The organism is Comamonas faecalis (genome assembly GCF_039538025.1).
Lineage (GTDB): Bacteria > Pseudomonadota > Gammaproteobacteria > Burkholderiales > Burkholderiaceae_C > Comamonas_C > Comamonas_C faecalis.
The window spans coordinates 73,964-95,155 of the sequence record NZ_BAABBP010000013.1; the positions used below are offsets into that span (position 1 = coordinate 73,964).

Below are 21,192 nucleotides of genomic sequence, written 5' to 3' on the forward strand. Positions count from 1 at the left end.
GCTGCCGTAGCCGTTGCTCCCGCCCGGCGAGTAGGACGCGCGGTAGTCGCTGCCATAACTGCTGTAACCACCGTACCGGCGGCCATAGCTGCCACGGCATGCGGGGCAAGCCGCTGCAGCGCTAGATGAGCGATGGCCTTCCACTGGAGCTGTGCATCTAGCCATGCTTACCCCCTCGGCGGAAACGTGTCGTTGCCGCGACTGTCCTTGTATTGAATCTGGCCGTTCTGACCATGAACCACCAACTCGGACTTCTGATTCTGCGATATCTCTCGGGCGCGATCCACCGCGTCTTGCTTGCGATCAAACACCTGCGTGTCGCGTTGGGCTCCCGCCCCCCGGACGGCCCAGCCATCTTCACGGGGAACGACATGTTGATTGCGTTTGCTCATATCGAGGCTCCTTGTCGCGGCGTGATTGCCGCTGTATATGTATGCGGTCGCCAAATCCGTCGCGGACAACAGCCAGATCGTTGTCCGCATGGAAAATGACAACCGCACACATAAAAGCCCAGGGAGGAGCTGTGCCACCGAAACCGCCTTTAGAACGCCATGCCAGTGTTGAGGAGTTATCCCGTGCGTTAACGATGCTGACTGCCGCCGAGCGGCTGCGCCTGTTCGCAAGAGCCCGGCTGCTTGTCTGGGGTACCGAGTACACGGATCCCCAGGAATTGTTCAATGAGGCCGTGAAGCGTGCCCTCGTCGCCGCAAACGGGGCCAAGCAGGATGGTGAACGCGGACGGCCGTGGCCCATTGACCGGGTGCCGCTCCCGGCCTTTTTGGCTGGCTGCATGGACAGCATCGCCGATTCGTCCCGGGAATCCCTTGGCCAGACCCAAACCGACCGATTGGAAGCGTTGGCGGGCGAGGCCGGGGACGTGGGCACCGTGCTCCACCGGGCTGGTCACTGGAACACTGACGTCATGGAACAGGCCATTGAGGTGGAGGACACGTTTGACAGGCAGCAACACGCTCGGGCCGACGTGCGTGCCATTGAGGTGCACTTCAAGGACGACCAAGAAGTTCTGGCGGTAATCGAGGGGGAGAAGGCCGATATGCCGGTAGCAGAGGTACTTGCCTTGTTCGATCTCGATCAAAAGACCTACGACACAGCACGACGCAGGCTTAGGAGGCAGGTGGACAAGCTGATGCCCGGAAGGAGACAGCAATGACCAACGAAACGCGGAAAACGTTCGATTCAATTCGAGCCTTGGCGCTTAAAGACCTTGAATCTGCGTCTGACGAAGACATCCGAGCCGAACTAGCCGCTGAAGGCATCGATCCCGATCAACTGGCAGCCAGCATTGCAGCGAGTCTCGATGACGTTCTGGCAGCCAGCCTTCGTCAACAAGCTGCGGCCGCAAAAGTAGCCATGCAGATCCGCACACCCCCAAAGAAGTCGCTGCGGCCTACCCTGGATCGAATTAAAGAGCGCATCGGGCAAGCGTTTGCGGCAGATCCTCAGTTGGCTACTGCCTTTAGAGAAGGAAGCCGCCAAAGCAATGCCGACCTGGAAACGCTCTATGACGATCTTGTGCTGATGGGCAAAATCCCCGACACCAATGATGGCCGTTGATGTTGATAGGCTCAGCCGCCCGGAGCGCTTACTTTGGGGGCATGGCGTCAGGAGGCCCGAGCACATTGATTTGGAGGCCATCGCCGGGGCCGCGGGTGCTCACGTAATTTACAGAAAGCTCGACGGATGCGCTGCGCGCTTGGTGGCTGCCGGTGATCGAGCGGTCATCAGTGTCGCCATAGACGACAACCTCGGACGAAGGCGGTTCTCACTGGGGCATGAGTTGGCTCATTGGATGCAGGACGCCCAACGAACATCATTCAAGTGCTCTAGCGCGGACATCGGGCCGCAGAATGCTGAAGCCAAGTCCATCGAGGCCGATGCCAACAGCTTCGCCAGTCAGCTGATCCTTCCAGACTATCTGGTCTGGCCATGGGTAGCGGATCGCAAACCCAGTCTCGATCTTGCGAGCGCAATGGGCGGCGATTTTCAAGCTAGTCTGACTGCTTCAGCCCTGAAATTGCTCCAACGTGCCAAGGTGCCGACCGTCATCACCTGCCACGGTCAGCGAAAGTTGAAATGGTTCAGACGCAGCCGGGACTTCTCAATCGATTTTTACGTTCTCAACGAGTTGCACCAAGACACAATCGCGTTCGACATGGCTTTTGGTTCCGCCAAAGGGCTGAGCCGTCCGAAACGAGAATGTGCCTCGCGCTGGATCAGCGGCCCAGGCACCTATCGAATGGAGGTCTGGTCGCAGTCGATCAAGCTTCCAGAAGGTTCGGTGCTGACCATGCTATCGGTTGTATAACCGTCTCAGGCTGCGGCTTTTCCCCCACCTGCGCATCGTCGCCCGCAATGTTTGCTTTGCCTTGGCATCCAGGGGCATGTCACCCACGAGCGCCAGGGCGGCTTCCAGATTCACATAGCCGTACTGCAGCAGCGCAATGCAGAACTCCCGATCCTTTTCCCGTGCGGCGACAGCCTTGGCGAGGAATAGGTCGATAACGTCCAGACAGTACCCAATCCGATCCTGCGTATTGCGGTTCTGGATGCGATGCACGCGCTGCATCCAGCCCGCTGGCAGGCACGCCGTTTCCGGGCCAACACCTTGAGCGTAGTAGCCGTAGGTTTCATGGAACTGCGAGCCTTCGCCAATGGAGCCGTCGATCCTGTCGGCCAGCTCCGGCGCCTGCAGGGGATAGATGTCCGCTTCCATGGACACCGTGAACACCTCCTCGGGCCGGGGCACCGCGCCCAGGATGGACTGGCTGCCGACAATGACGAATTCGTACTGGTCGGTGATGTCACCGCTGGCACGGATGATGTGCTCCAGCTCTTCGCGCGTCATGGTTGCTCCTCGGGCGCATCGCCCAGCTCATCGCCGATCGCAATCCCCTTCTTGAGTTCGCCCACCTGTTGCAGGATGGCCTGACGGGTCTCGGCCGACAGGGTCGTGACCAGCGGTGATGCCTGGCGCAGTTGCTGCGCGCGGCGGGTGTGGGCCAACACCTTGCGCCAGGCGCCCGCCTTCAGGATGTCCTCCCACTCACGCCACAAGGCTGCAGAGCGAACATCGCCAGTAGCCAGCCAGCGCTGGAGCGTGTCCTTTGCCTGCTGCACCTGAGCAGGGTCGGCCTTGGCCAGCCGCACGGCTTCTTCATGCAGGGCCAGGCTTTGTAGGTCCTGCAGCTGGTGTCTGGTTGGATCGGCACGCACGCGCACTTGCACCACGGGCGCGGGATGCCGGGAACGTGCGGCGGCGGAGCCCGCAGGCGCCGGTTGCAAGACATCGCCTGCCAGCAACGCCAGATCGCCACCAACGCCCAAAATGGACATGACGCGCAGGTAGGTGCCGATGGACGGTGCGGGATCACCTGACTCGACCGCGCGCAGGGTGTTGCGCGTCATGCCTGCGCGCGCCGCAAGCTCTACTGTGCCCAGGCGCTGGGCCTTGCGCAGGCGCTTGAGACGGTCGCCAAGTTGCAGAAGCAGTTGGCGTTCAAGGAGGGCGTACGATTCATGAGCGCTCATTTGATCATAAATTTAACCAAATTCGTTTTTTTGGTCAACTTATTGATCATTTCACAGATGCGCCGTACGAACCTCCCTAACAACCTTGTATCCCCCATCCCAGTATCACGACAAGGTCAGCTTGGCTGGGCTGCACTACCTGAACTGCTACAGGCTGTCCAAGAATGCGCCAGCCGTGGCCACGCAGTGGTCGAAGCTCTGCGATTCCGCCAGGGCATCAACCCAGACCAAGAGAGGGTTCGGAGCGCGGAGGTTTTGGACGCACTGCCACAGTGCTGCGGACGGCCCAGATCGACTCAGGAGCCGCACGCATACTTCTGCCCGAATAACCTGCTTTTCTCTTGCCATAGTGCCGACGGGCTGTATTGGTGCTGCTGTGACCGAATAGCGCAGCTATTTCCTTTTGGGTTAACCCATCCACACGGGCATTGGCAACAGCCTGATGTCGAGTGCTATAAAGGGTTGGCGCCTCTCCCTCCCAGTTTTCTTTGCCAAATACACTACGGACAGCTCGCTGCATACCTCCGTATATATTCTTGTATTGTTCGGATTCCGACATACGCATCAATTCAGGCGACTTGAGATGCGAAATAAATTTAAGCCATTCTTCAATATGCTTAATTTTCTCTCTATCAAGATTATCAAGAAGAATGATGCGTTTCTCGCTATTTCCTCGGATAGACGAATGTTTTGCATTGAAAACAACAAGAGACAGCGAAGATTTTATTGATCCATCGGAACCATAAATCGGATCACCCAAAGCGTTTTTGTGCAGATACTTTTCAACACTGGCATCGAGCCACTCAATAGGGCGGAGTCCTACGTAAAGATTTGCTCTAATGAACAACAGAGCATTGAAGAGATGTTCAGACCTAGATGCAAAAGCCGCTTGCAGGAGCAAATCAACCGCTTCATCTGAAAAATCTTTGGCTTTTACTGAAGATGTATTTTCGGATGTTTTTGGAAGCTCGCCAACTACTATCGCCAATATCTCTGAATATGCAGCCTCATAATCCCCAAGATCTTGGAAGCTGGAATCCATCAATCCCTGAGCCTTCTCGGCGAGCCAGAAAAGTGTTGCCGATTTTTCCATCCGAGCTGTTGCTTGCGTAATTTTCTTGGACTGCACCCTATCCTTCAGGTCTTGCACAATAATTTCGGGTGTCAGTTGTGAATAATTAGAAATCGATGCACGACTTGCTATTTGCCTAATTTTTCTGGAATATGCCAATATAGTGTCCGAAGCCAAAGATTCTCCAACTCGCTCCTCGGCTGCTATGCGTGAAAATAGGCCGCCTGCGCGAAGTGTTCCATCAAATGATTTCTTGTACATCTGAAATCAGCCTCAAATTTACAAAACACAGAAGGTATTTGTTGTGTGGCTAGATATACGCTCACTCGCCCCTCAAACGCCCTGAAGGGGCCAGGTTGAGTCAATTTTTCGATTTCATGATCGCCGGGTGGGCACAAGAAATAACGTTCTCGTTATCAAGAGAAATCGACAGATTGGAACCACAAGATCGCACCCACCCACCATGCCCACAACGCAAGTAATTATGGCTGCAGGGTAAGGTTCCAGGGGTGGGTTGTTTCGACGACAAGTGCTGCGCACCTCTGTTTGCAAGAGGTTTTTCTTGGTCACAGTGCAGCATTACTCCCCAAAACTTTGTACGTATCGCCGCCAAGATAGGTGCGCATCACAACAAGAAAACAAGGGAAATTGCCGTCTATTGGGTCCAATTTCGCTCAAAAACAGTAGATATGTGTACATATCACAACATACACCCCACCCCGCAGGAATGCGACAGTTGTTTGGCGGCGAAATTTTGGGAAGTAATGCTGCACGATCGCTTTGTGACCACGAGAATGTTGTTGCGCAAACACGACAGTCTCTATTAACGTGTCGTCATGGGAATAATTGCGTGCTGTGATGGTGCCACATAAGAGTTATGAAGGTGGAGCAAAGGTGATGAAGGAGTAGCATCTTGAATAACCAATTTGCGCACGATGGCAGCACCAACTGAGCACCAATATGACACCTGACCAGCACCTACAGAGCACCTATTCAGTGCAAATGACGCTGATCACAAAGGCGTATGTTATTTATATATTTATCGGCTCTCAGAGGCATTTTGGGTGATATTTTTAGAATCTCCTTCTTGCTGCTGGAGCTGCTTGTAGGTCTGGTTGAATACCTGATTGGCGATGGGCAGGTATTTCAAGATCAGTTGCTGATTTGCGGGGAAGCGATTTGCCTTTACGTAGTCCAGAGTTTGCAGCCTAGCCGCTTCATCGCCGTACTCGTAGTAGATTTGACCGCGCTCTTTAAGGGGCAGCTTTGCAACAGCCTTCATCGCAGGGCGCGCGATGGCAACTACGCCAAGGAAGGACTTGAACATTGTCTCGTACTCGGCCCGAAGGGCTTGCGCCTGTTCTTGCTGCAATTGGAGTTGCTGCTTCAACTGTGCGTTCTCCGCACCCAGCTCATCACGTTCAACATGATACAGCTCACTAACGTGATGTGATTTTTCCAACGAGGCACGAAGGTCTTTGATGTGAGCGTTTCCTTTGTGAATTTCATTCGACAAGCGATCAATTTCTTGTTCGAGTTCTGCCACCACGCCATTTGCATGCGTAGTCGCATCGTTCCAACCCTTAGTATATCCGTGCTCCAAACCCACGTCGATGCCAGACGAAATCCCACGCGCATGGCCGTTGTTGTAGCCAACAGATTCTGCAAGGTATGAATTTTCAAATCTTGACATAGGAGTAATGACCTTGATGGTTGATTATTATGATTTCCAGAGAATCTTCTTGCCGATGACGTTCTCTGCATCAATATCATCCGTTGGATCGACAAATGATTCGACTCCACACTCGCAACCCCATCCTTTTGTGTTCGGATGATATTTATCACTGCATTCAAAGATGGCCGTGCAGAGCTTGGTTTCTGGCGTTGATGAAAAAGGGGTCAACGGCGGAATCACCACAAAGACCGTGACTTCTTCAAACTCATTTTGATTCAAGAGTTCCGCAGCAATTCCTGCCTTTGTCACCATGAGGTGAGTCCGCCTTTTGTACACATGGCCATCAGGCTCCTTCGCTGGCTGGATTCCGATAATGTGCCAAACCAGGTGGCCAGAAACCACTTCGGCAATTGGAAAATGTCGAATAGGAGGCTCTTGCCCTCCGAAGTTAATCATCGAGCGCTCAAAGCGTTGCTCTACCTGAAACATGAATATCCTTGCAGATTATGGTTTGACGCCTGATTCCCGTCGATTTTCAAGAAGGGGGAACATATCCGAATTATGCGATGTTCGCATATTCAATGATCGCATGCAACCTCATGGGCCGAGTTGCCCATGTACAAGACCCTCTACACCCGCGAATACCAGCAGATGCTTGCGCTGCTGCGCGCCAAACGCGCAGACGCTCAGGTCAGCCAAGTGGAGCTGGCGCGCCGCCTGGCGTGGACGCAGGCGGACGTGAGCAAGTGCGAGACGGGTGTGCGCAGGCTGGACGTGATCGAGCTCAGAATCTGGCTCAAGGCGCTGGGTTGCGAGTTGGCAGACTTCGTGCGGGAGCTGGACAGCAGCTCACCCCAGCTGTTAGATCAGGCGTAGCCCGCTGCCGCTGCCCAGCCGCAGTCCTTTGGTTGAATAGTGGTGGCGGACGGTTGCCGCCCGAAAAAGTGACGTGTGCACCTCGGCAGGTTGCTGCGGGCTTGCAGGTGCTTTTTCGGCAAAGCCGCTTTTGACTCACGCGCCTGGATGCGTCTCCAGCCATCGCCGCCCGAGGGCCGTCAGGCGGTAACGCTGCTTGCTGCTGCGCGGCTTGTCGGGCAGGGTCATTTCCACTAGGCCTGATCCGAGGGCTGGCAGCAGGTAGGCTTTGCGGAAGTGCTCGTCGTTTTTGAGTGCCAACCCCTCCTGCAATTCTTGGCGGGACATCTCCCCAACCAGCACCCGTAGCACGCGCTCAACTTCCGTGGTGACTTCCGTGGTGACTTCCGTGGTGCTCATCACCGGCCTCGGAATCACTGCCCTGAACTCATTGCCCGCCACATCATCCACCAGCCGGGTTTCCGGCCAATCTTGCAGCACGCGCGGGATGCCGGTGCCGATGCCTCGGTACGGCAGGATGCTGATCACGTGATGGGTCAAGGTGGGGTTGCGCCGGTTCGACTTGCCCTGCCGAATTTGCTCCGTACTCAGGCTGTCGGGCAGATGGCCAGGGCTGATGATCTCGATGCGATCGGCAAAAATCAGCAAACGAACCGAGGCGCTGGTGAAGTAGTCACGGTGGATCAGCGCGTTGACCAGCAATTCGATGATGGCCTATTCCGGCACTTCCAGCAGGCCCAGGGAGTTGAAATTCTGGTCACGCTGGACATGGTGCAGGTTGCGCTTGATAAACCCCAGGCTGCGCTGGTACTGCTCCAACAGCGTGCCGTCGATGTCTTCGCTGTCCAGATAGTGGTGACTGGCCAGTGACGTGCCGGGGAAGGCCACAGCCTTGACCATGAACGCGGGCCGATAACGCTGCGGGTGCTTGCCAAATAGCAGCAGACCCGCGAGGGTCAGTTCCTGCCCGTCACCCAAGCCGATGTTCTGCAAGGCCTGCGGCAAGGGCTGGTCGGGCAGCTGGCCGTAGCGCCGATTGAAGTAGTCGTTGAACGCCTTTTCGTCGATGTCGGCGGCGGATGTGCCTTCCACCGGAATCACATCGGCATAGATCAACCCGGAGCGCTGGAACAGGCGCTGGATTTCCTCCCGTGCCGTGACGTGGCGCTTGTCCGAGCCACTCTTGACCCAAATGCGCCCCTGGCTGTCCAGGTAAGGCTTGCTCAGGCCATTGGGCACGGTGACGGCGATCACGATGCCCTGCGCCGTCTGGATGTTCTCAGTGGTCGGATGAACCGGTGGGCGAACGTTCTGCGACGCGGCATTCGAGATCAGCTGGTTCAAGCGGCGTACATTGGCCGCATCCAACCCTGTCACCTTGCCGTTGTCGTCTACGCCCAGCAACAACAGGCCGCCGCCGCTGTTGGCGAACGCAGCCAGTTCTGCCGCGATGCTGTCGGCGTTGGTCTCATCGCGCTTGAACTGGTGGCGGCTGTCTTCGCCGCGCGCGAGGATGGGAAGGAGGTCGGCTTCGTTCACAGCACCCTCTAAACAGGCTCTTCCGCACTCTGACCTAATGTGGTTCCAATGGTGATCAACGGCTTTCTACTTTGAGTGGTCACCGGCAATGCTCCTGTGGAATGTCAAGTTCGTTTGCTCCTGCCCTGAGAAAACGCGGCTGAGCAGGCTGTCTGTGGAGGTATCGCCGTAACGATCAGCAAGCACAGTGCGCAGCCTCAGCAATCGTTTGTTGGCCGTGTCCACCAACGAGCCGAAGGTTGCTGCTCGAACACGTCCGTATTCCGGATTGCCCAGCTTCTTGTCCTTCTCCACGCCTGCTGCGATTTTCTGCCCGACGACCCACGCGCAGATATACGGTGCACCAGACATGGCCCCCGACAGCTTGATGTCCTGCACGTAGTTGTCGGCTTGGGTGACTTCCTTGCGTGTCAGCTCGAATCCACCCTTCTTCAATTCGATCACCAAAACGTGTTGCATCTGGGTGAGCGTGGAATCGGCGGGATCGAAGGATTCGACGCCCGTCATCTGCCACGTCGTTTTGTCCGGGAGCACCACGATGTCGGGACGATTCCGGTCGTTGATGAAGTGCGCTTCGCTGTTTTTGAACAAGTCATTGGCCACGGTTTTCAGCGTGACGTTCGAGCAATACTCCTGTGACTCGAACTCCGGCCCGAACAACCAGCGCGAGCGCAGGATTAGCGGATGCAGGGTGTGCAGTTCGTCGGTGTTCGGATCGTCGGCCAAGCGGCGGATGGTTTCGATGACGCTCAGACGGCTGTCGATCTCATCGAGAACACGTAGCGCGTCCTTGACCGTCCACTCTCCAAGCAGGCGATCCAGGCCATCGATGTCATCGGCGGGCAGTTCCGAGAGCTTCTGGAGCAGCGCTGCGCCGCTTTTGGTTTTCTCAAGATGAATCACGGCCTTGACGGCGGTGGCGAGGAAATCCGGCGAGATCGTGGGATGCTCCTGCGCCACGATCTTCGTGAACTCGGCGACTTCAAGCCGCGCGCCTTGACCCAAGGTAGCCAATTCAGTTCGGTTCTGCTTCAGGGCATCCTCAGACGTAGCCTCGACGATCTCGGCGGCGAGCGTCTGCGCCACCTTGGCGATATGTTCGGCGGTCGCCCGGTACAGGTCGCGGACGACCTCTGTCGGGAGGAAAGCCGTCCAGTCCTGCTCCACATCGGCGTCATAGCCTTGCGTATCAACAATTACCTTGTAGCGACGCGCAAAACGCGTACGCCCGTCGAACGATGCCACCTGCCCAATCGACCACGACGGCGTGCCGACCAGCCGCCGCTGCACCCAGAAGGCGACACCTTGATGCACAGAGGACTGGTTGAGCCGGGTGGTGTCGATCACGAAGACCGTGGCGCTCCTGCCACCGCCGAGATCAAGTGTTTCCTGGCTGACCTTGCCGTCGATTTCATCGAATGACCGTTGTGCGCCGTTGACCCGGATTTCAAACGCCGGGTCATGGATGAAACGCGCGGCCAGCACGGTCAAGATTTCATCGGCATCGGGCAGCTTGCGCGCCACCTGCACCGACAGTCGGGTGCCGCTGCCAGTCTTGCGCTCCGAGGTTTCGCTACGCAGCACAAAGGGACTGGGGCCGGATTCCGTGCCAACGACAAAGCTTGTCATCACGCCATCACGCCACGTTTGCACTTCGTATTCGTCCGCAAAGCACAGCAGGCCGTGTCGCCCGATGCCGTTGCGCCCATAGGCCCGGCGCGGCCGGGTGGTTCTCCCGGATGGAAACTCGACATTCGTACCCTGATGCTTTTCGCGGTTGTAGCGCAGCGTCATCCACCGTTTCTTGAACTGCGCCGGGGTCATGCCATGACCGTCATCGGTGACGGTCAGCGTGCCGCCGATTTCGGCGGGCAAGATCAAATCCACCTGGGATGCGCCTGCGTCCCACGCATTGGCCACCAGCTCCGTCAGCGCCACCTGCGGCACGTGGGCGACCTGCCCGAGCTCCCGCAACAGGTAGTCATCCTCGAACAAGGCGGTTTGCGATTGCGTGTCAGACATTGGTCACTCCTTGCGCGGCAAACACCCGCTCCAGCGTCGCGGGCAGCAGGGCGGCGTTGGCGGCGCGGATGGATGCGTGCTTGGCCTTGAGCGCAGCGACCTCGGTTTGCAAGCGGTTGAAGGATTGCTGGATGGGCAAGGGCGGGATGGGGACTTCGATGGCCTCAAGATTGGCGGCAATCAGCGTTCTGTTTCGCGCGGCGGTGCCGGGAGATGCCGCATAGACCTTGGCGAATCCATCGTCCGTCATGAAGTAGTAGGCAAGAAATCCGGGGACGGCCTTTTCGTCGTCTGCAACACAGGTCAACATTCGGTGGTTGCCGACGCAGCCGTGATCTTCCGGCGTGGCGAGAGCAATGGCTTGTTCCCACGCCATGATGTTGCTGAAGATCAGGTCGCCTTCTTCCACGCGAAACATCTTTTGCCACGTGAACTCCGAGCCCGCGACCGTGCGACGATGGAACGTCCCTTTGTAGAAGCTGCGCACCCCCAGTTCGGTGTAGCTGGCTTGCGGGTCAATGGCCACCTCACGCCGCACCAGCGGCGCAACCTCCGCCATCGGCCGCAGCGGCGCATTGGCAATGGCATCGCGCAAGCGCAGGGCCAGCAGGTGTTCGGCGTTGCGCTCGGCGGCGTCCAGATGCGCTTCGAGCTGCCGGGTTTTCTCGGCCAGGGCATCGAGGCGGGCGACGAGGGTTTGTTGTTCGGCGAGCGGTGGAAGCGCAATTTGCTTGGCGAGGAACCGATCTTCCTTGATGCGAACACGGTTGGTCGTTCCCTCGCTGGCTGCTTTGCAAAGCGCTACGAACGGCGTTGAACGAACGAGCCAACCTATAAATGCAGGGCTGCATCGGCGCACGTCGCGGAAATCGAAGGACGGAAAGTCGTTGCTGACGATGGCGCCATCCAGTTCGGGTGGAACCATGCCAATTGCGCCGTTGCGGGCGTCGATTTTGGAGAGAATGAGCTGATTGGCGCGCACTGCACGACGCACAGTCACCACATCGCTGCCGCGCACTTTTCCCCGGCTGACAACCCCCTTGCCCCAAAGCTTGATCGTAACTTCGTGATATTCCGCGTCGGGCGCAATGACAGCGGTTTCCGTTGACCGCCTCAGCAAGTCACCCAAAGCCACAGTCGGCCACGCCTTCACGACCGCACCTCATTGACCAAGGCTTCAATCTCGCTCAGCAGTCGCATCACCTCGGCCTCGTGCCCGCGCATGGAGGCGATCAGGTCTTTGGGGGCGGCGTGTTCCAGCCCGGCCTTGGCGTTGGGGTTCTTGCGGTCGAGGTTGTAGCCGCTGGCGGTAATGTCGGCGGCGCTGACCTGCCACGCCTGCGGGCCATCCTCGCGGTGGTTCCACCACGCCAACAGGGGCGCAAATTCATCGAACTGCAGGGGCGCGGTCTTGCTGTATTTCTTGCGGCCTTCGGGCAGGGGCAGTTCGTAATACCAGATGCTTTGCGTCGGCCCGCCGCGCTCGAAGAACAGCAGGTTGGCCGGGATGTCGGTGTACGGGGCAAACACGCCTTGTGGCAGGCGCACGATGGTGTGGAGGTTGAATTCCTTGAGCAGCTCGGCCTTGATGAGGGCGGCCACGCCGTCGCCGAACAAGGTGCCGTTGGGCACGACCACCGCCGCGCGGCCACCAAGCTCTGCCGCCTTCTTGCCCTTCACCGGCACACCGGCCACGCGCAGCTTGCGCATGATGTATTGCAGGAACAGCAGCGCGGTTTCGCTGGTCTGCATATTGGGCGGGAAGTTGGCCTTGATGCCGGCTTCTTCCTCTCCGCCGAAGGGGGGGTTGGTGAGGATCACATCCACGCGCTCGTCGTGGCCGATTTCGGTGATGCGCCGCTCCAGCGTATTGCCGTAGGCGATCTGCGGCGCTTCCAGTCCGTGCAGCAGCAGGTTCATCTGCGCCAGCATGTAGGGCAGCGGCTTGGCTTCCTGGCCGGTGAGCGTGTCGCGCTGCAGGGTGCGGCGCTGCTCGGTGGTAGTGACCTGGGCGTGGATGTGGTCGAAGGCTTCAACCAAAAAGCCGCCGGTGCCGCAGGCGGGGTCGAGCACGGTGTCGCCAAGTTGCGGGTTGGTCACCTGCACCATGAAGCGTACCACCGGGCGCGGGGTATAGAACTCGCCGCTGTCGCCCGCCGCATCGCGCATTTCACGCAGCATGGATTCGTACAGGTGCGAGAGGGTGTGAATTTCCTCGCTGGCGTTGAAGTGAATGCCGTTGATCTTGTTGACGATGTCGCGCAGCAGATAGCCGCTGACCATGCGGTTTTGCACGCCCTTGAACACGTTGGCTATGACTTCGCGCTGGCTGCCTTTTTCTCCCTGGCCCGCCAGGGCGCGCAGATACGCGAACAGGCCCTGGCCCACGCTGCCGTCGGCACGGTGGGTGCGTTCCTGCCCGATGAAGTCCAGCAGTTCGTCGCCGGTGATGCCGTCTTCGCGCGCGGCCCAGTCGCGCCAGCGGTAGGGCTGCTCGATGATGGGTTGATAGCGCTTGCCGTCGAGCGCGGCCTCTTGCTCGTGCTTGAATTCCAGGTCGTCGAGGAACTTGAGGAACATCACCCAGGTGAGAAGAGGCAGGCGATCCACGTCGCCATTGAGGCCCTTGTCCTTGCGCAGAATCTTGCGCGCGCTGCCGATCAGTGCGGAGAGGTTGTCGCGGGTGGTGAGCGGAGTTTTGCTTTTGGCTTTGGCCATCGGGTCGGGTTCTTCTTATTGATAGAGCACTGTCTGTAGCCGCGTGACGGCCTCGCGCATCGCGGGCACACCGCCGAAGTGGCGGGTGGCGATCTCGGCAGGGGAGCCGTAGCGGTCGAAGGGTTGCACCTTCATCAGCTCGGACAGTGCATTGAATTGGATGATGCCGCGCTCGATGTAGCGGTCGAGCAGCAGCGTGAGGATTTCGCGCGCCGTGTCGCCGTACTGCGCGAACAGGTCTTGGGTTTGGCGCTTGGCGGCTTCGGCCCGCTGGCGGCGCGTGAGAAGCGGCGCATTCCAGGCCAAATGGCAAAGCAGGTCGAAGGGATCGGCGTCGGGTTGTTCGCTGCTGGAGGCCAGTTCCTCGAAGCTGATGCCGCGCTCGGTCAGCTCGCGCAGCACTTCGGCGCGCGTGTCCGGGTTGGCCCACTTGGATTGCAGCGCCTCGCGCGTGGGGTAAAGGGTGCGTAGGGCGCGGCCCGAGTAGTCGGTGTACTTGACGACCTGGAGCTTTTTGCCGTCGGTGTCGAGGTCATAGACCAGATGGCCGATGACTTCGACCTCGCCGCCGTCGATGTAGAACTTGCGCGGCTCGGGCGGCGGCTCGCCGATCACATGGCCGGTGCCGGGGCCAAGCTGTTCTTGGGGTAACGGATACTTGGTTTCTTCCGGTGGCTCTGGTTCGGTGGCGGTTGCGCCAGTCTGCTCGCCGTCTTCGTTGACCGTCACCACGTCGATGCGCGCCGGATCACCGTCGAAGTCCGGGTCGGCGAAGTGCTGGGTGGCGGTGCCGGTGAAGTCGATGATGTTGAAGTATTCCTTGCCGTAGTCCACCTTGAGCCGCGTGCCGCGCCCGATGATTTGCTTGAATTCGGAACGCGAGCCGACCACGCGGGCCAGCACCACGTTCTTGACCATTTCGGCATCGACGCCGGTGGTCAGCAACTGCGAGGTGGTGAGGATGACGGGCGTGGTCTTGTCCACGTCCTGAAAATCGGCCAGATGCGCCAGGCCAATGTCGCCCTCGTCGGCGGTGACGCGGCAGACGTAGTTGGGGTACTGCTGCACCAGGTCGCTGTTGAGGTTGATGAGCTCCTGCCGCATCTCGGCGGCATGCTCCTGATCTACGCAGAACACCAGCGTCTTGGCGAAGCGGTCGGTGCCTTTGAGCAAGTCGGTCAGGTGGCGGGCCATCGCCTTGGTGCGGGCGCGCAAGGCGACGATGCGCTCGAAGTCCTTGGTTTGATATTCGTCGTCGGGCACCTCGCGGCCAAAGCGGTCGAGTTCGTCCTTGCTGGGCCGCCAGCCTGCGGCATCGACGGTGGTGATGACGCGGTGCACGCGATACGGCGCGAGGAAGCCATCCTCGATGCCTTGGCGCAGGCTGTAGGTATAGACCGGATTGCCGAAGTATTCGTAGCTGTCGCGCGATTCTTCGCGTAGCGGCGTGGCGGTCATGCCGAACTGCACGGCGGGCGCAAAGTAATCGAGCACTACGCGCCACGCGCTTTCATCGCGGCTGGAGCCGCGATGGCATTCATCGATGATGATGAGGTCGAAAAAGTCCGGGCGGTACTGGCGGAACACGTCGGCGCTGGCCGTGGTCAGCGCCTGATAGATGCCGAAGTACATGTCTCGGCTCTGGCTGGTGTCGCCGCCGCTGATCTTGTGCCGGGCATCGCCGAAGGGCGCGAACATCTTGGCCATCGGGTCATCAACCAGGATGTTGCGGTCGGCAAGGAACAGGATTTTGGGGCGGCGGTATTCGCCAGTGCGGTTCCAGCGGCTGTTCCACAGCTTCCAGCACACCTGGAAAGCCACATTGGTCTTGCCCGTGCCAGTGGCCAGCGTAGCGAGGATGCGCTTTTGGCCCAGCAGGATGACCTCGATCACGCGCTGGATGGCGATGCGCTGGTAGTAGCGTGGCACCTTGCCTGAGACCAGGTTGAAGGGTTCGAGCAGGTGCGGTGTGGAGGCTTGCGGCAGGTGCGCCCCAGCGGTCAGACGGGCGAACAGTTCCTCCGGCGTGGCATAGCGTTCCACCTCGCGCTCGGTGCCGGTGGTGTAGTCGATCTCAATGATGCGGTGGCCGTTGGTGGCGTAGGCGAACTGGAGGCCGAGGATTTCGGCGTACTCACGTGCCTGTTGCACACCGGTTTCGGCGGGCAAGCCGATTTCCTTGGCTTCGACCACAGCCAGCGGGTAATCACGGCGGTAGTACAGCAGGTAGTCGGCACGCTTTTGCTGGCCGCGCCGCACCTTGCCACCCGCAACGATGATGCGGCCGTTGGTGAAGCTGCGCTGCTCGCCGATGGCGCAGGGCGCATTGCCCCAGCCTGCCTCGACCAGTCGTGGCGTGACGAATTCGCGGCAGGTGTCTGCTTCGGTGATCACGCCGTCTCGCATCGCCATCTCTCCCTCAGTCGATCAAAATTTTGAAACGGGTCGCGAGCGCCACCGGCGCAATCTCGCGTGCGCTTTTTTTCAGCGTCACCAGACCGTAGCTTTCCATCATCCTCAGCGTGCGAGAGAGGTTGGGCACCTGCCGCCCGGTGAGTTCGGCCAGCGCCGTCAATGAAGGCGGGCGCTGGTTGTGGATCAGCCGGAGCAACGCCCGGTTGTCCTCGGACAGCACGGCAGCCAGCGTGGGCATGGACGGAAACCAGACGGTCGGTACGTCACTGCTCTTGGCAGCAGGCTCAGGGGCATCGGGTCGGCGAATCCCGACTACGCAGCGTTTCATCCCGGTAGTCCTGATGGAAATGGTGGAGCTTGAATTTTATCAGTGTGGCACAGGTAACGAGAAATGGAACTGGAAAGCGTCAGTGCCACCTCAATTACCTGGCAGCGTTTGGAACGGATGCCGGCTCACCCTGTTTGGTGCAGGTCGTCGCGCCCGGCAGCAGGTTGCGTGGTCATGAACCCTGGCACATCCAGTTATTCCATAGATTGGATTCACTTTTAACAATACAATTTCACCTCAACTTAATATTAAATTGAGGTTAAAATACATGATCATCACTGTTGGAAACACCAAGGGCGGAGTAGGTAAAACCACGCTGACCGTGAACCTTGCCATTGCCCGTGCATTGGCTGGGCGTGACGTGTGGCTGATTGATGGTGACCGTCAGGGCACGGCCCAAACGGCCATCAGCATCCGGGCTGAAGCAGGGCATGTGCCAGGCATTGCCTGCGCCACCTACCCGGATGGGCCCACCTTGCGTGTCCAGGTACAGCAGCAGGCGGCCAAATTTGATGACGTGGTGATTGATGCTGGAGGGCGGGATTCAACCGCCTTGCGTGCGGCACTGGTGTTGTCGGACGTGCTGCTGGTGCCCTTCCAGCCACGCAGCTACGACGTGTGGGCGCTCAGCGACATCGCAGCGCTGGTCGATGAGGCCCGCAGCGTGCGGGATGGCCTGCGGGCCTATGCCGTGCTCAATTGCGCCGATCCTGGTGAGCATTCCAGTGACAACGCCGAAGCTGCCGCTGCTGTGGCAGAGGTACCGCAATTTGAGTACCTGCCCACCCCTTTGCGCCGCCGCAAGGCCTTTGCCAACGCTGCGGGCGCTGGCCTGTGCGTGCTGGAGGCCAAGCCCAGAGATGACAAGGCGGTTGCAGAGCTAAATGCACTTATGAAAACATTGTTTTAATATTAAAAACAAGTTGTTTCACTGTTTACTTGATGTATGGCAATCACGAAAAAACCTTCCAGACCTGCAAGTCCTGCCAGCACTGAGGCTGCGGACGCATTCATCTCTGGCGCGCCGGATGCGGGTGTAGATGCTTCCCAAGCACCCCGCCGGGTGCGCAAGGGGCGCAAAGTGCAAATCACGCTGACCATTGCCGAGCCTTTGCTGGAGCGGGTTGATGGATTGGCTGGGCAGCTGGGGCAAAGCCGGGCTGCTGTGATCAACCTGGCTGTGGTGCAGATGCTGGAACGCGGACTGCGGTTGGGTGCGGAGGAGTGAGCTGGCCTGTGGATAAAAAAAGTTATCCACGTGCAATCAGCCCCCCCAGACCTCCGTTTTGTCGGGAAATCGGCCCCCCCTTCGTTCGGGAAATCAGACCCCCCCTAAATCCTGTAATTTTTCCCTGTAATGTTTTACCTGTAACTAAGCTGCCATTTTTGGGGAAAACTTCGCTCTTGGTCGGTACTTGCAGACCTTCAATCGCGCCCCCACAGGGGCGAGCCGTACTCCCAAGGCTTCCAGCCCGCCGCCTAGCGCGGCTCCTCGGCGTGGGGCCGGGGGGCGGCACGCTCCCTGTGGCCTGCGGCCCCCTTGCGCGGCCTGAACGGCCACGCAGGCACCCCCGCAAAGGCTTGGCAATGAAGGAGGATGGGGATAGACAGCTGGATCTGCTGTGCAATGTCGGAGCCAAGTGTTCATGAGGCCATTGACGAGAAATCCGGCGCTACTATTCACTGATTCTCAATCAGTAGTGTTGCACTTCATACTTGAGGCCACCCTGTCAAAGCTTGTGACCGGAAAATTTCTAAATGGTGAAAAAGGTTCCGTCTCCCGTTCCGATCCCGCAACCCCCCGTGCCGTCGCCAGGATTGGCTGCGGATGTCGTGGCGTCAGGGCCATCAGTCCATCCCGAAGACCGCATCAAGCTGTTCAGCGATACGCAGTGGGAGTTATTTATCCAAGAGTGGGTGGACTCGCTGCGCGACGAGTACGATTTGGTCGAACGCTGCGGTGGGGCTGGCGACATGGGTCGTGATGTCATTGCAACAGTCAAGGGTGGGAACGGTGTGTGGGACAACTACCAGTGCAAACACTATGGCAACTCACTGAAACCCAGCGACATCTGGGTCGAGCTGGGTAAACTCGCGTACTACACGAAGCGTGGCGACTACGGATGCCCGCGCCGTTACTACTTCATCGCTCCGAAGGGCGTGGGTACGAAGCTATCGAACCTTCTGAGGAAGCCGAAGGAGCTCAAGAGCGAACTACTGAAGCAATGGGACGCCCACTGCCGAGAGGGCATCACCACCACCGAGAAGGTCGAATGCGACACAAAGATGAAGGCTCACATCGAGAGCCTCGACTTTTCGATCTTCCAGGCGACGCCGGTTCTTCGCATCATCGAAGGACACGCCAAGACGCGCTGGCACGTGGCACGGTTTGGGGGAGGACTTCCCCAGCGCCCGAATCCAGTGGCTCCGCCTAACCTGCCTGCCGACAACGAGGCAGTATTTATCGGAGAACTTCGGTGCGCGTACGCACAATATCTCAAACAAGATTTGAAGGATCTCGACGCAGGGCTCGCGGCTCACGAGGGACTCCGCGAGCACTTCCATGATGCCCGCGTGGAGTTCTACAGCGCTGAAGGACTGCGTGCCTTCTCGCGCGATACGCTGCCGCCAGGCGAGTTCGAGAAATTGCAAGATGAGGTTCACTCTGGCATCAAGGACGACGTGCGCAGCGAATACGACGATGGGTATCGTCGCGTCCTCGCGGTGGTGAAGACGGCCCGAGCTCTGCAGCTCACGAGCAACCCACTCACCACGCGCATCCACACCCGCGACCGGGGTGGCATCTGCCACCAGCTCGCGAACGACGGAAAGCTTCGGTGGGTCAAGTGACAACCAATATACCCCCCCATTTTGTTTCGCCGTTCAACGGGCCAGTCGAGATCGGCCTGCGTGCTCTCTGTGTTCTGACCACCGCCTTCCCCTCTGCGTATGCCCTCCAGCGGCTGGTCATCTTCGACTATTTCCTCGTGCATTCCGACGACATCGATGGTGGCCCTGAGGGGATGCACCCAAGAACCCCACATCGAGGCGGTGAAATTCTCGTTCGGCGCGGCGTGATTCAAGATGGCCTCGCGCTCTACGAGAGCCGAGGCCTCATTGAGCGAGTCTACAAGGACGGAGGTATCTTCTTCGCAGCGACCGACAAGTCTGCCGACTTCCTCAACACGCTTAGTACCGAGTACCTGACCGGCTTACGGGAGCGCGCCGACTGGATCGTTGAGAGCTTCGATGCCCTCGACGACATGGATCTCGACGTGATGGTTCGTGAGCGCATCGGTACGTGGGGTGCCGAGCTCACGATGGAGTCCGTTCTTTGGACCGAGGAGGCGTCATGAAATTTGGCTTTGCCCTTCGGCGTCTCTCGCTTATTGGGCAGGGGAAGGCACCCGCTGAGGTTACGTTTGAGCGCGGTCTGAACGTCATCGCCGGCCCCTCAGATTCTGGTAAGAGCTTCATCGCGCATTGCCTAGACTACGCGCTTGGTGGTGGTGACACACCGAAGGAGATCCCCCAAGCGGAGGGCTATAGCTCCGTCGTCATCGACATCGAGGCCAACAGCGACGGGCGCGTCTACTCGTTGGAGAGGAGTCTGCGTGGCGGCGAAGTGCTCTGCAAGACCGACGGGCAGCCAGATCGCGTGCTGGCTGCAAAGCACCAAGGGGGCAAAGAAGACACCGTCTCACAGTTCCTCCTTGATCTGTCGGGACTGGGAACGAAGAAGGTTCGCACCAACGAACAGGGCAAGACACGCCCGCTAAGTTTCCGCGATATTGCTCGGCTCGTGATCATCGACGAAGAGACAATCATCAAGGAGGACTCGCCGGTTCTTAGTGGACAGTTCATGTCCAAAACAGTTGAGAGTGGCGTGTTTCGCCTCTTGCTTACGGGCACCGATGACTCATCTGTCATCGCAAAGGAAGATCCGAAAGTCGCGAAGGGACGTCAGACTGGCAAGGTCGAATTACTCGACGGCCTACTAAAATCGACGCGGGCGCGACTCGCCGAGCTTGGTGAGGTGGGCACGCTCATCGAGGAGCACGACCGTCTGGCCCGAATCGAGGCTTCGATTCAGACGGCTCTCGTCGAACGAAACGCTGCACAGGCAAGCGTAGTGCCGCTCCAAACGAAGCGCAGCACCGCATGGACGGCGTTGAAGGCGGTTGAGTCCAAGCTCGCAGTCCTATTGGAGTTGCAGACACGGTTCGATTTGCTGGGACAGCAATATAAGTCCGACCTGCGACGGCTAGAAGCAATTGCTGAGGCTGGTGCTCGGCTTGATCAGCTCAAGGAAGAGCGATGCCCGATATGCGGCGCGCTCGCCGAGTACCAGCATCACGAGCACCCGAAGGCGACTCCCGCACCGGCGGATGTTTCTCTGGCGTGCAGGGCTGAGGCGGCCAAGACCTCGAAGCTGCTTATGGATCTCCAGACGACGCGAACTGCCAACGCCGCCGAGGTCGAGCAGCTTCAAGTAGATCGCGACACTCGCCGGATCGAGTTCGACGCGATCGCGTCGGAACTGAAAGGCCTGATGGAACAGCATGTCGATGTCGCTTCCAAGAAGGTCGACGAGTTTCGTGCTCACGCGGAGGCGTGTCGCAAGACGATTGAACACCTTGAACGGATTCAGGAGCTCGAAGAACTGCTGGAAGATGTCAACAAGCCGAGAAAGAAGCAGAAAATCGACGTGGCTGGGGCGGCGGTGAGCACAGCGCAAGCCGATCCATTCAGCAGGGAGGTCGAGGCGCTTTTGAAGGCATGGCACTTTCCCGGGCTCGACCGCGTATCGTTCAGCGAGAACGACCAAGATGTCGTGATCTCCGGCCGCGCCCGAAAAAGCCACGGCAAGGGAGGGTGTGCAGAATTTTGTGTAAACGGACAATCCACCGCCGGCGTAAGCCGGCCTGTCCGTAAGCGCAATGAACACCAAGAAACACGACGTACCCGAAGAACTGCTGTCTGGCCTGCTGGCCAACT

Annotated in this window: 22 protein-coding genes; 9 read left to right on the forward strand and 13 right to left on the reverse strand. The window is 58.7% G+C overall.

What is annotated here, in order from left to right; genetic code table 11:
- Positions 1-167 precede the first annotated feature (167 nt).
- Positions 168-392, reverse strand: a complete 225-nt coding sequence (locus ABD767_RS09245) for a DUF2188 domain-containing protein (protein ID WP_344869415.1) — start codon at positions 390-392, stop codon at positions 168-170.
- Positions 393-586: 194 nt separating this feature from the next.
- Here ABD767_RS09245 and ABD767_RS09250 point away from each other — a divergent pair, with 194 nt between their 5' ends.
- The 3 genes from ABD767_RS09250 (at position 587) to ABD767_RS09260 (ending at position 2,326) form a co-directional block, all read left to right on the forward strand.
- Positions 587-1,171, forward strand: coding sequence for a hypothetical protein (locus tag ABD767_RS09250; RefSeq protein ID WP_344869417.1), 585 nt, complete (start codon positions 587-589; stop codon positions 1,169-1,171).
- Positions 1,168-1,575 carry a hypothetical protein gene (locus ABD767_RS09255; RefSeq protein WP_344869419.1) on the forward strand — a complete coding sequence of 136 codons (408 nt, stop codon included), beginning with the start codon at positions 1,168-1,170 and terminating at the stop codon, positions 1,573-1,575. Before ABD767_RS09250 ends, ABD767_RS09255 begins: the two co-directional genes overlap by 4 nt.
- A gap of 70 nt (positions 1,576-1,645) precedes the next feature.
- Complete coding sequence (locus ABD767_RS09260) at positions 1,646-2,326, forward strand: ImmA/IrrE family metallo-endopeptidase (RefSeq protein WP_344869422.1); 681 nt, start codon at positions 1,646-1,648, stop codon at positions 2,324-2,326.
- Here the strand turns inward: ABD767_RS09260 and ABD767_RS09265 are convergent.
- The 5 genes from ABD767_RS09265 to ABD767_RS09285 form a co-directional block, all read right to left on the reverse strand.
- A complete protein-coding gene (locus ABD767_RS09265) occupies positions 2,312-2,866 on the reverse strand; it encodes a DUF6036 family nucleotidyltransferase (protein WP_344869423.1) in 555 nt (184 codons plus the stop codon). The genes ABD767_RS09260 and ABD767_RS09265 overlap by 15 nt on opposite strands.
- Positions 2,863-3,549, reverse strand: coding sequence for a helix-turn-helix transcriptional regulator (locus ABD767_RS09270; RefSeq protein WP_344869424.1), 687 nt, complete (start codon positions 3,547-3,549; stop codon positions 2,863-2,865). The genes ABD767_RS09265 and ABD767_RS09270 overlap by 4 nt, the downstream gene beginning before the upstream one ends.
- Positions 3,550-3,766: 217 nt before the next feature.
- On the reverse strand, positions 3,767-4,882 hold the full coding sequence (locus ABD767_RS09275) for a hypothetical protein (protein ID WP_344869425.1): 1,116 nt from the start codon (positions 4,880-4,882) through the stop codon (positions 3,767-3,769).
- 778 nt (positions 4,883-5,660) lie between these two features.
- Positions 5,661-6,314 carry a hypothetical protein gene (locus tag ABD767_RS09280; protein WP_344869426.1) on the reverse strand — a complete coding sequence of 218 codons (654 nt, stop codon included), beginning with the start codon at positions 6,312-6,314 and terminating at the stop codon, positions 5,661-5,663.
- A 27-nt stretch (positions 6,315-6,341) separates the two neighbouring features.
- On the reverse strand, positions 6,342-6,785 hold the full coding sequence (locus ABD767_RS09285) for a hypothetical protein (RefSeq protein ID WP_344869427.1): 444 nt from the start codon (positions 6,783-6,785) through the stop codon (positions 6,342-6,344).
- Between the two features lie 126 nt (positions 6,786-6,911).
- Between ABD767_RS09285 and ABD767_RS09290 the strand changes: the two genes are divergently transcribed.
- Complete coding sequence (locus ABD767_RS09290) at positions 6,912-7,172, forward strand: helix-turn-helix domain-containing protein (protein WP_344869428.1); 261 nt, start codon at positions 6,912-6,914, stop codon at positions 7,170-7,172.
- Positions 7,173-7,307: 135 nt separating this feature from the next.
- Here the strand turns inward: ABD767_RS09290 and ABD767_RS09295 are convergent, their stop codons facing one another.
- From ABD767_RS09295 to ABD767_RS09325, 7 genes are all read right to left on the reverse strand, one after another.
- The gene (locus tag ABD767_RS09295; RefSeq protein ID WP_344869430.1) at positions 7,308-7,874 is read right to left on the reverse strand and encodes a Fic family protein; all 567 of its coding nucleotides are present in this window, start codon (positions 7,872-7,874) and stop codon (positions 7,308-7,310) included.
- Between the two features lie 12 nt (positions 7,875-7,886).
- Positions 7,887-8,711, reverse strand: a complete 825-nt coding sequence (locus tag ABD767_RS09300; RefSeq protein WP_344869432.1) for an AlbA family DNA-binding domain-containing protein — start codon at positions 8,709-8,711, stop codon at positions 7,887-7,889.
- 66 nt (positions 8,712-8,777) lie between these two features.
- The gene (locus ABD767_RS09305; protein WP_344869434.1) at positions 8,778-10,733 is read right to left on the reverse strand and encodes an ATP-binding protein; all 1,956 of its coding nucleotides are present in this window, start codon (positions 10,731-10,733) and stop codon (positions 8,778-8,780) included.
- Complete coding sequence (locus tag ABD767_RS09310; RefSeq protein ID WP_344869436.1) at positions 10,726-11,886, reverse strand: restriction endonuclease subunit S domain-containing protein; 1,161 nt, start codon at positions 11,884-11,886, stop codon at positions 10,726-10,728. The genes ABD767_RS09305 and ABD767_RS09310 overlap by 8 nt, the downstream gene beginning before the upstream one ends.
- Complete coding sequence (locus ABD767_RS09315; protein ID WP_344869438.1) at positions 11,883-13,451, reverse strand: class I SAM-dependent DNA methyltransferase; 1,569 nt, start codon at positions 13,449-13,451, stop codon at positions 11,883-11,885. The genes ABD767_RS09310 and ABD767_RS09315 overlap by 4 nt, the downstream gene beginning before the upstream one ends.
- 15 nt (positions 13,452-13,466) lie before the next feature.
- Complete coding sequence (gene hsdR, locus ABD767_RS09320) at positions 13,467-15,857, reverse strand: EcoAI/FtnUII family type I restriction enzme subunit R (RefSeq protein ID WP_344869455.1); 2,391 nt, start codon at positions 15,855-15,857, stop codon at positions 13,467-13,469.
- Between the two features lie 13 nt (positions 15,858-15,870).
- Positions 15,871-16,194: an HVO_A0114 family putative DNA-binding protein gene (locus ABD767_RS09325; RefSeq protein ID WP_486303636.1), complete on the reverse strand. Its 324-nt coding sequence runs from the start codon at positions 16,192-16,194 to the stop codon at positions 15,871-15,873.
- A gap of 268 nt (positions 16,195-16,462) precedes the next feature.
- Here ABD767_RS09325 and ABD767_RS09330 point away from each other — a divergent pair, with 268 nt between their 5' ends.
- The 5 genes from ABD767_RS09330 to ABD767_RS09350 all read left to right on the forward strand — a co-directional run.
- A complete protein-coding gene (locus tag ABD767_RS09330; RefSeq protein ID WP_344869442.1) occupies positions 16,463-17,104 on the forward strand; it encodes an AAA family ATPase in 642 nt (213 codons plus the stop codon).
- 36 nt (positions 17,105-17,140) lie between these two features.
- Positions 17,141-17,422, forward strand: a complete 282-nt coding sequence (locus ABD767_RS09335; RefSeq protein WP_344869444.1) for a CopG family transcriptional regulator — start codon at positions 17,141-17,143, stop codon at positions 17,420-17,422.
- Positions 17,423-17,952: 530 nt separating this feature from the next.
- On the forward strand, positions 17,953-19,044 hold the full coding sequence (locus tag ABD767_RS09340; RefSeq protein WP_344869446.1) for an ABC-three component system protein: 1,092 nt from the start codon (positions 17,953-17,955) through the stop codon (positions 19,042-19,044).
- A complete protein-coding gene (locus tag ABD767_RS09345) occupies positions 19,032-19,550 on the forward strand; it encodes an ABC-three component system middle component 2 (protein WP_344869449.1) in 519 nt (172 codons plus the stop codon). The genes ABD767_RS09340 and ABD767_RS09345 overlap by 13 nt, the downstream gene beginning before the upstream one ends.
- Positions 19,547-21,192 (forward strand): AAA family ATPase (locus ABD767_RS09350; protein ID WP_344869451.1); only part of this gene is annotated, 1,646 nt, incomplete at its 3' end. The genes ABD767_RS09345 and ABD767_RS09350, both read left to right, overlap by 4 nt.

Excerpts from the sequence above, each read along its gene's own strand:
- ABD767_RS09245 (WP_344869415.1), bottom strand. The coding sequence starts at position 392 with ATGAGCAAACGCAATCAACATGTCGTTCCCCGTGAAGATGGCTGGGCC.
- ABD767_RS09250 (WP_344869417.1), top strand. The coding sequence starts at position 587 with ATGCTGACTGCCGCCGAGCGGCTGCGCCTGTTCGCAAGAGCCCGGCTG.
- ABD767_RS09255 (WP_344869419.1), top strand. The coding sequence starts at position 1,168 with ATGACCAACGAAACGCGGAAAACGTTCGATTCAATTCGAGCCTTGGCG.
- ABD767_RS09265 (WP_344869423.1), bottom strand. The coding sequence starts at position 2,866 with ATGACGCGCGAAGAGCTGGAGCACATCATCCGTGCCAGCGGTGACATC.
- ABD767_RS09270 (WP_344869424.1), bottom strand. The coding sequence starts at position 3,549 with ATGAGCGCTCATGAATCGTACGCCCTCCTTGAACGCCAACTGCTTCTG.
- ABD767_RS09275 (WP_344869425.1), bottom strand. The coding sequence starts at position 4,882 with ATGTACAAGAAATCATTTGATGGAACACTTCGCGCAGGCGGCCTATTT.
- ABD767_RS09280 (WP_344869426.1), bottom strand. The coding sequence starts at position 6,314 with ATGTCAAGATTTGAAAATTCATACCTTGCAGAATCTGTTGGCTACAAC.
- ABD767_RS09285 (WP_344869427.1), bottom strand. The coding sequence starts at position 6,785 with ATGTTTCAGGTAGAGCAACGCTTTGAGCGCTCGATGATTAACTTCGGA.
- ABD767_RS09290 (WP_344869428.1), top strand. The coding sequence starts at position 6,912 with ATGTACAAGACCCTCTACACCCGCGAATACCAGCAGATGCTTGCGCTG.
- ABD767_RS09305 (WP_344869434.1), bottom strand. The coding sequence starts at position 10,733 with ATGTCTGACACGCAATCGCAAACCGCCTTGTTCGAGGATGACTACCTG.
- ABD767_RS09315 (WP_344869438.1), bottom strand. The coding sequence starts at position 13,451 with ATGGCCAAAGCCAAAAGCAAAACTCCGCTCACCACCCGCGACAACCTC.
- hsdR (WP_344869455.1), bottom strand. The coding sequence starts at position 15,857 with ATGCGAGACGGCGTGATCACCGAAGCAGACACCTGCCGCGAATTCGTC.
- ABD767_RS09325 (WP_486303636.1), bottom strand. The coding sequence starts at position 16,194 with ATGAAACGCTGCGTAGTCGGGATTCGCCGACCCGATGCCCCTGAGCCT.
- ABD767_RS09330 (WP_344869442.1), top strand. The coding sequence starts at position 16,463 with ATGATCATCACTGTTGGAAACACCAAGGGCGGAGTAGGTAAAACCACG.
- ABD767_RS09335 (WP_344869444.1), top strand. The coding sequence starts at position 17,141 with ATGGCAATCACGAAAAAACCTTCCAGACCTGCAAGTCCTGCCAGCACT.
- ABD767_RS09340 (WP_344869446.1), top strand. The coding sequence starts at position 17,953 with ATGGTGAAAAAGGTTCCGTCTCCCGTTCCGATCCCGCAACCCCCCGTG.